Annotated in this window: 4 protein-coding genes; 1 reads left to right on the top strand and 3 read right to left on the bottom strand. The window is 57.6% G+C overall.

The window, feature by feature from the left end:
* Positions 1 to 628: 628 nt before the first annotated feature.
* The 3 genes from XI09_RS09725 to XI09_RS09715 form a co-directional block, all read right to left on the bottom strand.
* Positions 629 to 2,056, bottom strand: a complete 1,428-nt coding sequence (locus XI09_RS09725) for an MATE family efflux transporter (RefSeq protein WP_271566641.1) — start codon at positions 2,054 to 2,056, stop codon at positions 629 to 631.
* Positions 2,053 to 8,472, bottom strand: coding sequence for a non-ribosomal peptide synthetase (locus tag XI09_RS09720; RefSeq protein WP_271566640.1), 6,420 nt, complete (start codon positions 8,470 to 8,472; stop codon positions 2,053 to 2,055). Before XI09_RS09720 ends, XI09_RS09725 begins: the two co-directional genes overlap by 4 nt.
* Positions 8,473 to 9,810: 1,338 nt before the next feature.
* Positions 9,811 to 10,164, bottom strand: a complete 354-nt coding sequence (locus XI09_RS09715) for a hypothetical protein (RefSeq protein ID WP_271566639.1) — start codon at positions 10,162 to 10,164, stop codon at positions 9,811 to 9,813.
* Between the two features lie 343 nt (positions 10,165 to 10,507).
* Between XI09_RS09715 and XI09_RS09710 the strand changes: the two genes are divergently transcribed.
* The gene (locus XI09_RS09710) at positions 10,508 to 11,701 is read left to right on the top strand and encodes an IS256 family transposase (protein WP_271566638.1); all 1,194 of its coding nucleotides are present in this window, start codon (positions 10,508 to 10,510) and stop codon (positions 11,699 to 11,701) included.
* Positions 11,702 to 12,005: the final 304 nt, after the last annotated feature.

The raw sequence follows: 12,005 nt of genomic DNA, 5'->3' as shown, positions 1-12,005 counted from the left end.
TTTGCTCACGATGGTCGATACCTTCTCCCGCTTCTCGCCGACGCTGGCGCATTCGGTGATCATGGCTCATTTATGTCGGTAAGCTCATGGCCGGTACGCGCGCCTGGATCGGGGGTCGCGGCCGCATTTGAAACGCTTATGGATGCCACATTTTACACGGGCTGCCTACGCGGACGAGCTAGCGAAGGAATATCAACTAGCTCCAAGGATCAAGCCGCAAACCTACGAGCAGCAGCTGCGTGAATCGAGCAAAGATCATTCGCCGGCCCTCCACTCCTTCCGCCATGTCATGCCGAGCAGGTCAAAGCCTTGTTGCAGGAATGCGGTCGCGTCAAGGAAACGATCCCCGTATCCTGATTTATGTTCTAAGATCCGTCTCCTATGACAGCGCCCCCTCTACCCGCAGCAGCGAGAATTTCTCCCACAGCACGGCTTCACACCTCCCGCAATGACCGCACATAACGCGAATCTTCTGGCCGCAGAACTCTTCCCTTAATCATCCCAAGGAACCAACCACTTCGTCCTCGCCTACGAGGGTAACGGCTTCGGCAACCACACAGCCCGGAACGGATGACGGCTGGCTGTTTCGCCCGCCAGGAATGTATCATTTGGTCGGGATGATGCCTGATCAAGTCAAGGAGCGCTCTCGCTTCCTGGCTGAATGTGCTGGTCCTCCTCGCCTGAGCTCAGCGAACTGGCGCAACATGACGAGCAGCGCGATCATTCCGGCACCCAACTCTGCGATTGCTTGACTAGCCAGCAGTCCATTGAAACCCGATATCACCGGAAACAACAGTACAGCCGAAATGAAGAGATAGTGCCTCGCGAAACACACAACCGCGCTGAGACGCGCTCTCCCGAGCGATTGAAGCATCGCCGTGACGACAGTCTCAATACCATACAGTCCAAAAAAGAGATGGAAGACGGTGCAAGCAGAAACGGCAATTTCCCTGACGCTATCGCTATCGCTGAACAGCCTGACTAAAGGACGGACAAAAACCATAACGGTCGCGGAATACGCAAAGGAAAGCGCAACCGTGATAGAGAGCATGACCTTTGCAGCCCTCAGTACACGAGAAAAATCGCGTGCGCCCCAGCCAAAACCCAGGATAGCTTGAGAACCCATACAGAAACCGCTGATAAGCAGTGCGCCAATCGTTAAGAGTCGTACGGCTATTCCCACGGCGGCGATGGACTCTTCGCCGAAGGGCGCAGCTGCTGCGTACAAGAGCATAACGGCAATAGCAGATAAGATGCTGGTCATGGTCGCTGGCGCCCCCACGAAAGCGATCTGTTTGATGCGATCCGCTCGCAACGAGATGTGAGATATCCTGACGAGGACCATTCCGTCTCGCTTAGTAAAATACGCGATATAGAGGCTAATAGCCGCAGTCTGAGACACAAGCGTTGCAATAGCGGCGCCTCGCACCCCAAGGTCCAGCACGGATATGAGCACCGGATCAAGCACAGCGTTCAGGATGAAGGCGGTCATCATCGTCCACATGCTGAATCGTGTGTTGCCTTCGGCTCGGACGATGAAGCCGTTGACGATGTTCATAAGCATCAAGGTGCATCCGAACAAAAGTGTGGTCGCGTAGTCGAGCGCCAGGGGCATGATGGTTGGAGTTGCGCCGAGCACTAGGAAGATCTCTCGCATGTTTAGAAACAGAGCGACTGTGACGGTGATGCCGATTGGCGCGGCCAGCGCGAGAGCGGTACTGGCGCCTCGACTCGCCTCCAGGTGCTCACCAGCACCAAGATGACGAGATATGAACGACGCTGCTCCAACACCTATCCCCTGTCCGACCGCCGCGAGCAGGACCACGATCGGCAAGGTCATGCTGACAGCTGCGATCGCCTGCGCGCCGAGTGCGCCAACAAAGATTGCGTTGACAACCTGCTGCAACGCATTGATCGACAGGCCAACAACAGACGGAATGGCGAGCCGTAAGATAAGTCTGAACAGACCGGGGTCTGATAGATCGATGCGCGCGTTCTTGTTCGGCATCACATCGTGATCGGCCTCGGCGGCGAATTCCGCATCGGGCTCATTCATGAATGAAGGTGTCCCGAGATCTTCCGAATTTCATTGATTGTCTGCAACAGCTCCTGTTGCAGGACCGTGCAAAGATGGCGGGTCACCTCATAATCGACCATGCTCGGATCATACGTGGTGTCAATCTGTAGACGGCCCGATTTATATCCGACCTCGAACCAAAAGAGATGGATCGCCGCCGCTTGATGCATGTGTTCGCCGATCCCGAGTGGATACGGGTCTGTGTCCAGAAAACGGCGTGGGAAATGACGCTGCAAACCGGCGCGATAATTCACCCCAATTCTGGGCACTGGCAGGCGATCGAGCCGACACCGCACGGCGGGATCTCGGTTTAGGAATTTCAAGGCCCGAAAGCCTATTCCCCCACGCGGCAGCGCATTGCGCTGCCGGTATATTAAACGAGCACGGTCGGAACGCGACTCCCTTCCGGTGACTTTCAAGGGAAGCGGAACCAGCTCGCTGACAAGGCCAATGATCTGAGATGAATCAAAATCGTCGAACAGCCGACCTCGTGTCGAGGTCAGGCTATCAATCCAGAGCGAATAGTTTCCGAACAGGGCGCCAAACGCACCGGACAGGGCGGCAAGAAACACATCAAAGTCCTGACAATGCGCTGATCTGGCTCCAATACTGAGGAGAGCCGCTGTTGCTTCCCCGTCGATCTCAAGATGGTACTTGGCCTGATCTACCCAAAGCGAACGGCCGTTCGCAGCCTCCCGACGACCTCCGACACTTGCATCGTGAAGCTCTCTCGGGCTTCCTTCGGCAACACTCGTGCCGCGCGATGACGCGTCGCTGACACGCAAGTTGAATTGGTCGTATTCGATGTCCTCCCAGTGTTTGAGTTCGTCTGGTGCTTCGCTGTTTGCGTAGTGCTCGAGGCGCTTCAACCAGGGAGAGAGTCTTTGTACGGTCTCGGGACCATTCACATCGTGGCCTGCAGCAAGAGCGTGGTATGCGCCGTCCAATGCTTCCAGAAATAGCCGATAGCCCATCCCATCCGCTACGAAATGATGTATCAACACCAGCAGATAGTAATCGCCGCTTTCCGAAGTACGGAAGGCCACGACGTGAACAAGAGGCGTGTGGCCATCAAACCGAAACATGTGTTGACGTCTTGCCGAGACGCTCTCGATTGTCTTGCGCTGGTCTGGGCCGGTCATCGGGACGAGATCGATCTCCTCCAAGATGCGCTCGGCCGGACAAGACCCAATCCCCAGCCGTAGTCCGTCTTGGGTTCGGGCAACGCGGAGCCTGAGGCCTTCGTGCCTCTCGATGACATGGGCGAGAGCGCGGTCCAGGGTCTGGATGTTCAGGATGCCGCCGCGCAAGAAGAACAGATCGCCGATGTTAAAATGCTCGTCAAAGCCGACAAGAGAATTCCAAAACGATATTACGGGGGGCACAGGCAGTAAGCCGTCCGCGGAAGCGATGTTGTGGGGTGCCGCCTCCGCTTCCCCGGCCGCCAACTCCCTGATGGTCGGTGTTCGATAAAGTTGGTTGACGGTGAGATTCAGCCCGGCTTTGCGCGCCAGCGTGACGCAACGTACGCTCAGAAGCGAATCGCCGCCGATATCAAAGAAACTGCTGTCGATTCCCACGCCCTTGACGCCTAATAGATCCTCCCAGATCCGAGCAATAACTCGCTCGTTCCTGGTGCGGGGCTCAGCAGATGGACTAGTTTTTATCTCGCGATAAGGAACGGAGGATAGGCGAGCACGGTCTATCTTTCCGCTTGTCGTCAGGGGAACACCGTCAACCAACCTGAAGGCTGTGGGAACCATGGGAGATGGCAATCTGTTGCGCAGGTGGGCGAGAATCTCTCCAGAGCTTAGATTCTCGCGTGCGGGCACCACGCTCGCAGTCAAGCGGCGATCATCATCGATGCCTTCTGCGAAGACCGCGGCCTTTGCGATTGCCGGATGAGACTCAAGGGCAAATTCGACCTCCTCCGGCTCGATGCGAAAGCCCCTCACCTTGATCTGGTTGTCCGTTCGGCCGCAAATCTCGAGAAGGCCGCTGGTTGAGATGCGTGCGATGTCCCCACTTCGATAAAGCACGTTATATTGTCCGCCATCATACGGATTCGGTACGAAACAGCGGTCAGTCCGATCTTGATCCTGCCAATACCCAGCGCTCAGACAGCGGCCCGCGATGCACAGTTCGCCGGGGGCCCCAACAGGCACTCTCTTCAATCGTGAATCGAGCACGTAGAGTTTGACGTTGTCGATTGGCCGCCCCACCGGCACAAGCGTCGAGTTGTCATCGGCATCCGACGTTTCGTGCACGGCTGCATTGGACGCACATTCCGTCGCACCATAGAAGTTCCACAACGGCACGCCCGGAAAAGACGCACGCCAACCGGCGGGCAACGAGGAAGGCATCGGTTCGGCGCTGCTTGTGACCAATCTCAAGGCGGTCCTTTGCGGTTGCCGTTTCTGGGACCCAATGAGACCGGACAGGACTGGCGGAGAGGCAAAAAAGCGTGTCACGCGATGTTTTGCCAAACTGCACAACAACAGATCCGGATCTAGCACCTGCCCTTGGGTGAGGATCAGCGTGGGCACACCTCTCAGAAGCCCGCCAAAATACTCCCAAGCGGACGCAACAAGGGAAGCGGACTTCTGGACAACCATGACGTCGGTGCCATCGAAGGGAAAGCACCGCCACATCCAGTTCAGCCGGTTGAGAAATGCCGCTTCCGGTATAAGAACCCCCTTTGCCCGGCCTGTTGAGGAGGACGTGTATATGAGGTTCGCAATTCGGTGATCTGACGGTGTGGCGCTGGGCGCGAAATCATCCCTCGAGACACTGCACGATTCTAAGGTCAGCAGACAAATCGAAGGCATCTCAAAGTCTGGCTCCGTGACATTCGCGTGAACCAAGAGCTTTGCCTGACTATCTCGCAGGATATGTTGGATCCGATCACGCGGATAATCCGGCGCTATCGGCACAACAACAGCATCCAAGCCCCGCGCCGCAAGCATGACAGCGGCAACGTCCGGCGACCTGTCAACAAGCATGGCGACCAGATCGCCAGCCCCCACCTTCATCTCCCGCAGTAACGAGCGGATAGCTGCTACGCGCTCACGCAGCTGACCAAACGTGACCTCCCCGAACTCGCCAAAATATGCTACTTTGCCGCAATTAGAGACGCTGATCTGCTCGAAGGTTTCAACAAGCGGACATTCGGATTCATATCGCTGGATCGACCCATCCAGCGAATCCAGTATAGTGAGGTCTGAGGCGCTAAGGCAGCTCAGTTCCTCAATGGGCCCAAGCGCTTTATCAACGCAGGCGGCAATCAGACACCGCAGATTGTTGGCCATGCGGACAGCCAGATCACTCGAGATTATGTCTTCCGCATACGCGAGCTGGAGCGCAATCTCGTCGCCGTGATCTTGCGCGTACAGTGTTAAGTCGAATTTGACATATCCGGTGTCATACTCGCGGAATGTCAAAGCCAACTCGTCCCGACCAACGGGTTCGGCGGCTTCGGAGTACATGTTGAACATGACCTGGAAGATCGGTGATCGACCCGGTTCGCGACATAACCTTGTATCCCTGACCATCCATCCGAATGGATAGGCCGAATTTGCGATGGCATCGCTGACCAGGTCCTGGATGCGCCTGACATGAGCAGCAAAGGACTGACCCGCATCGATCGCGGCACGGATCGGTAGCATATTCAGGAAAAAGCCAATGATGTCGACGCTGCCAGGTTGATCCCGTACAGCGTGCGGCATGCCGACGACAATATCGTCCTGACCGCTATACATTCGTAGCAGCAGCTGGAAGCACGCCAGCAGTGTTGTCGAGGTGGTGCAGCCATTTCGGCGCGCGAATTCTCTTACGCGACTGGAGAGATCGCTGCCAAGCAGCACTGGATGCGAGCCGCCGCGGTATGAATTTGTTTGCGGGCGCGCCTTTCCAAGTGAAAGTACCGGCGGATCATCACCAATCTGACGACGCCAATAGTGACGTTGGTTCTCCAGCGCCTCTGGAGAAACGTGTTGTTTTTCCCACGCCGCGTAGCCCGAGAGTGACGCACGGTTCTCTGGCCAAGGCGCCACGGGATCTAAATATCTCTGCCGAAGATCTCTGAGCAGAACAGAAATCGACCAGGCATCGAGGATGATTTCGTGAGCGGTGATCAATATGAGATGATTGTCAGGACCAAGCCGGACCATGCGCGCGCGAAACAAGTGGCCCTGTCCGAGATCGAAATTGTCTTTCAGCTCCGTTCGCCGAAACTGGGCGATGAGCTCCTCAGCCTCGGAGGAGGTGAGATGAGATGCATCGATCAATTCAAAATTGGTGCATGGCGGAGCATCAAAGCATTGAACCGGACCGTCTTTGTCGATAAAGCGCGCCGAAAGTGCCTGGTGGGAATGAATGACCTCGGTCCAGGCGCGATTGAACCGAGCTAAATTGATGTTTCCCTTAATGCGCAGCCCGCCTTGAATGATGTAGTTCCTGGCAGATGGATCGCGCTGCGCCAAAAACCAAAGGTGCTCCTGGAGGTGCGTCAGAGGTGATCGGTTTAGCTTTCGGCATGTCAACGCTGTGCATGGATTGAGCTCAGTGCGACCCTCGATCGAAGCGGCAAGAGATCGAATTGTGCCATTCAGGACCAGTCTGAAGTCCGCTCTCACTCCTAGCAAGGTCTGCAACTGTCCCAATATAAGCATTGCGCGGAGCGAGTCGCCGCCAAGGCTTATGAATTGGTCATTCACACCTATGTTCTCGATACGCAAAATGCCGGACCAGATTTGACGTAGCCGGACTTCGAGGTCTGATTGCGGCTCCATGAAGGGCGTTGACAATAACGGCCGAACACTCCCCGGGTCAGGCAATGCTGCAAAGTCGACCTTTCCGTTCCTGGTCAGTGGAATACCACTGACGTGGATGATTCTTTCCGGAAGCATGTAGCTGGGGAGTGCCTCAGCAAGAAAATTCTGAAGGTCGCTTTCCGCCAGTTCAGCTGGAGCCGACACATACGCAACCAACCGCCGCGATTCGGTTTGCGCCTCCGACCCAGCTATATCTCGCGCCGTAAGCTTTACACCTGCGCAGACAGAGGCGACTGCGACGGCGCCATGAACCAAGGGATGAGCGGACAAACGAGCTTCGATTTCTCCCAGCTCGATTCTGTGCCCGCGAATTTTGACCTGACGATCCCGTCGACCGAGACATTCCAGAAGCCCGTCGGAACGAACGCGCCCAAGATCACCTGTCCGGTATAGGCGCCGTAAGGACAGGTCGTTTGAGAACGGGTTTGGCCCAAACGCATCCTTGGTGCGGACATGGTCATTGACGTAACCGGCAGCGACACCGACGCCGCTAACACAGATTTCGCCGACTTCTCCTACATTGCAGAGCCGTGGTCCGTCCGCTACATAAACCTCAACGTTTTGAATTGGCCTGCCGATCGGCACATAAGGCTCAGCCGGCGCAGGCGGCACAGAAACCAGATGATGCGTCACGCCGTCGGCGCACTCGGTCGGTCCGTAGTGATTGAGAATGGAAACGCGGGGATACAAGGCAAGCCACGCACGCGCCAATCCGGGCGTTAGAGGTTCTCCGACCGTAGAAATAATCCGCAAGCCGTCCATGGCTCGCTCTGCCGCGGCAAGCGATTGCAGATATTCAACAAACACTGCCAGTATCGACGGAACGAATTGGACGACCGTAGCGCCGCATCGTTGAATTGCTTGAAGGAGCGATGAGGGCGATCTCAGTGTCGCATCATCGAAGATTGATGTAGAGGCTCCGACGCAAAGCCCAGAAAGAAGCTGCCAAAGCGAGATGTCAAAGCAGTGCGATGCCGTTTGCGCGACGCAATCCGTCCGAGTGAGACTTAGGGCATCGATCTTTGCCGCCAAATGATTGTTTAGGCCGTCGCGCTCGATCATTGCACCCTTAGGCTGGCCCGTCGAACCAGACGTAAACAGAATATAGGCATGTCCATCCACGTTCGGGGATGGCACAACAGACGAGGTCTGCACCCGGCGCAGTGCCGCCTCTATAGCTACGAATTGAGGAGCTGCTTTGCTGCTCTTCTGGAATAGGCTGAGATCCGGCCGGTCTCGGCCCATCAACAAAGCGCAGCGGCTCTGCTCGATCATGAATGATGTACGGGAAGCCGGCAGCGATGGATCGAGAGGTAGGTACGTTGATCCAGCTTTCAAAATTGCGATGACCGCCGTCGCCCAGCCGAGGTCCCGCCCTCCCCAATAGCCAACAACCGCGCCGCGAGCACCCTGCTCTCGTAAGGTCCTTGCAAGGGCATCTGATCTTGATCGTAGCGCCTCATATGTGAGTTCGTCTGCGCCGTGCCTCAGCGCAACTCTCTCCGGATCCGAACCTGCAAGCCGATTGATCGCCGTGACCGCGTCGACCAGTTGACGTTCCATAGACTGCTTCTTGCCTGATTGATTTTCCGTAGGCACGTGCCCCACCATTCGTCGCCTTCTTCGGCGCCCAAATCGGAACGCCGGAGCTCGTCATCGAGGTGTGCATGCGCAGCCACCCTGATTCCGCACATCGTAAGGTTTTGTCCGTATGATCTTCTCGATGTTCGCTTCTGGCTCGATGATCGGCAGAGGAACAGGAGGACGCTAGGACCCCGCGTCCACTTTGGCACCTACCTCCTCTTGTAGTGGACCTGCCATCGTCTGCATGGCACCCGCAATCAACGCGTCCACAGGCACGTTACGGCTTGTGATTAGCGTAGTTGTCCGATTTCCCCGCACTTGAGCCGGCACCACCAACCCACCGAGAGCGCGTTGGCCACCCCGGCGATACAGCTTGTACGGACGAAAGGCTTCTTACGTAACCACCGCAAGACCGATGGTGTTCAAGCCGGTGATCGCCGCAACAAGGACCCCGGCGGCGCCTTAACATTACAACGAGTTATCGAAGCTCGCAGCAGCAGTCCCAAGCACGGCCTTGACGTCATCCAAGTGCTGGCACCGGCAAAGCGCCCGTTCACCTCGTCACCTAAATCCGAATAGCTCCGGAAGATTGATATGTGACTATGGATAACGCGAGCTGGAAACTGAGGTGTCGTATCATCGCGTAGCGTCCCGGGGGCGAGCACAAACCGCTGTGGATAGGTGCCGAGGGCATATTTCCCGGGCGGCGCGCGGTTGAACGGCTGGCCGTCCGCAGGGACGTATGGCTCACGGAGACTTCGATCGACAGAGACGCAGCCTGCCCACGGGCGGCCTCTTGCGTGAGGATTAATCCATCGCAATGCGCTCGCCAGACTTGCTTGATGAGCTACTCGACCACTTTCCACGGCCTTTGCGGTCTCGGGCGCGGCATATTCCTTTTCGCTTAAGATCATCTGGTGAAATGCGAGCGTCGCGTCCCTGCTACCGATTGGCAGACTTTACAAATCAAACGGTCCGATTTTAGCGCTCTCCGCTCAGTTATTCGGGCCGGTCAATTCAACGATGCTGGACTGCATGAGCAGCATCATACACGCAACAAATCTCAGCCTGCTGACGCGGCGAACGGCGAGCACTAGTTCGGCTTGTGCGGTCTGCTCACCGTATTTCCAGGCGCCATTTGTGCCCCCCAGGCAGTCCGCCGGTACTAGATGTGATTGCGACCTTAGTGGGCTGGGGGAGACTTGAGATGTTTGACGTTAGGCTGAGATTTTTTGTCCGCCAGCCAACGCGCAACCTGATGGCAGGTTTGGAGGGGCAGTGCCAGCGCTCGCATGAAAGGTGGCCATGTCACGAGGCCTAAATGCCGCAGCGGGATCTCTCGTGGGCGATCGTGACCGCGGCAAGGCCCAACATCACGTCGCGGTTGATGCCGAAATGGAGGCGATAGAGCCACCATATTGCGCAGCACCGGTCGAGATCGGAGAGTGCCCGAGCGCGCTTTATTGCTGCTGCGACCCGCGCTATTGGCTTCATGAATCGTCTCATCTGGAAACCTGAACGTCTCGGGACCAGTGCTCTAAATTTGGTGAGTTTTTGATCGGTGACGGTCGGCTGTCGCGCGCATGCGTCAGCAAAGGATTGGGAGCTGAGGTTCATGTTTTCCATTGCATTGCGCGTCTCGAAGCTTGATGGGAACACGCATATGTGCATCGGACCCTCTCCGTAACCTTACGATGCAAGTACTGCTTCCCCAAACACCCAGATCTGGTAGTGACAATTGACAGCACTCTTATGCGGTAGTTACCGGTGACGCGCGTTAGTTCGCAGACCCGATGCTGTCGCATCGAACCGATCGGAGTCGATGGCGTTGGCTGCACCTCGGAAAACGGGGCAGCGGGTCGTGTCCCCAGTGATGGTGTAGCTCGGTAGAGCGAAGCCGTCCGCACGCGCGCCCTCAGATAGCGCCGTAGCGGGCGGACGGCTTTGCGGTGGTCACCGGCAGTTCGCCGGTAGGGTCGGGTTGCTGACACCAACCTGATTCGAGGAACCACCGATGACCGACGAGATGATGAACCTTCGCGCGCTCGTGGAGAAGGCCCCAGACGCCGATCTGCTTCGCGAGATGATTGGCTTTGCCGCCCAGCGATTGATGGAGCTGGAGGTCGCCGGGCTGACCGGAGCGGCCTACGGCGAGAAGAATGCCGAGCGCCTTGCCCAGCGTAACGGCTACCGTGACCGGACCTGGGAGACGCGCGCCGGCGCGGTCGAACTGCGCATTCCCAAGCTGCGCAAAGGAAGCTACTTCCCGGGCTTCCTGGAGCCGCGTCGGATGGCCGAAAAGGCGCTCACCGCGGTGGTGCAGGAAGCCTATGTGCAGGGCGTCTCGACCCGATCCGTCGATGATCTGGTCCAGGCCATGGGCATGACTGGCATCTACAAGAGCCAGGTGAGCCGACTGTGTGCCGAGATCGACGACAAGGTGAAGGCCTTCCTCGCCCGCCCGATCGACTGGCTGTATCTGTGGATCGACGCCACCTACGTGAAGGTGCGCCAGAATGGCCGGATCGTCTCGGTCGCGGTGATCATCGCGGTCGGCGTCAATAGCGACGGCCGGCGTGAAGTTCTCGGCATGGACATCGGTCCCTCGGAGGCCGAGACGTTCTGGACCGCGTTCTTGCGCAAGCTCGCTCGGCGCGGGCTTCGTGGCGTCAAGCTCGTGATCTCCGATGCGCATGAGGGCATCAAGGCCGCCGTCAGCAAGGTGCTCAACACCGCCTGGCAGCGCTGCCGCGTCCACTTCATGCGCAACGTCCTGGCCCATGCCGGCAAGAGCGGAAGACGCGTCGTCTCCGCCTTCATCGCCACCGCCTTTGCCCAGGACGATGCCGAAGCGGCCAGGGCTCAGTGGCGCAAGGTCGCCGACCAGCTCCGTCCCAAACTGCCAAAGCTCGCCGCCTTCATGGATGAGGCCGAGCCAGACGTGCTCGCCTATATGAGCTTCCCGCCTCAGCACCGTGCCAAGCTGCATTCGACCAATCCGATCGAACGCCTCAACGGCGAGATCAAGCGGCGGACCGAGGTGGTTGGCATCTTCCCAAATGAAGACGCCATCGTTCGCCTGGTCGGCGCGATCCTGCTCGAGCGGAACGACGAGTGGGCGGTTCAGCGGGCCCGCTACATGACGCTGGAAACCATCGCGCCGTTGAGCGATGATCCCATCGTCCGCTTGCCCGCCGTGGCAGGCTGATGCCTTCCGACCCGCCGGAAAATCGGCGGTGACCTGCCGTCAGCTACACCACGCCATGGGACACGATCGGGCAGCGCGGGCCCAGAGCCATGTGATATCGCCTCGACTCATGATCCTGAGCTTTATTCGCGCCTGATGAACCCGCTCCTCGCGACTGGCCGTTAATTGGAGACGGTGATCCACTGCGACTTCCTGCCGCTGTGCACGTGATATAGCCAGGGTAGTCGATCGTTAATAAGCCGAACTGGGCTGAACTGGACAGTTGAGCGTTGGCCAGAGTGAGAGCAGGAAGAGGGACAAAAGG

Source organism: Bradyrhizobium sp. CCBAU 11386 (assembly GCF_028128955.1).
Classification (GTDB): domain Bacteria; phylum Pseudomonadota; class Alphaproteobacteria; order Rhizobiales; family Xanthobacteraceae; genus Bradyrhizobium.
This window is presented reverse-complemented; position numbering and strand designations above follow the sequence as displayed.

Coding starts and splice junctions, on each gene's coding strand:
- XI09_RS09725 (WP_271566641.1), bottom strand. CDS start 2,056: ATGAATGAGCCCGATGCGGAATTCGCCGCCGAGGCCGATCACGATGTG.
- XI09_RS09720 (WP_271566640.1), bottom strand. CDS start 8,472: ATGGAACGTCAACTGGTCGACGCGGTCACGGCGATCAATCGGCTTGCA.
- XI09_RS09715 (WP_271566639.1), bottom strand. CDS start 10,164: ATGCACATATGCGTGTTCCCATCAAGCTTCGAGACGCGCAATGCAATG.
- XI09_RS09710 (WP_271566638.1), top strand. CDS start 10,508: ATGACCGACGAGATGATGAACCTTCGCGCGCTCGTGGAGAAGGCCCCA.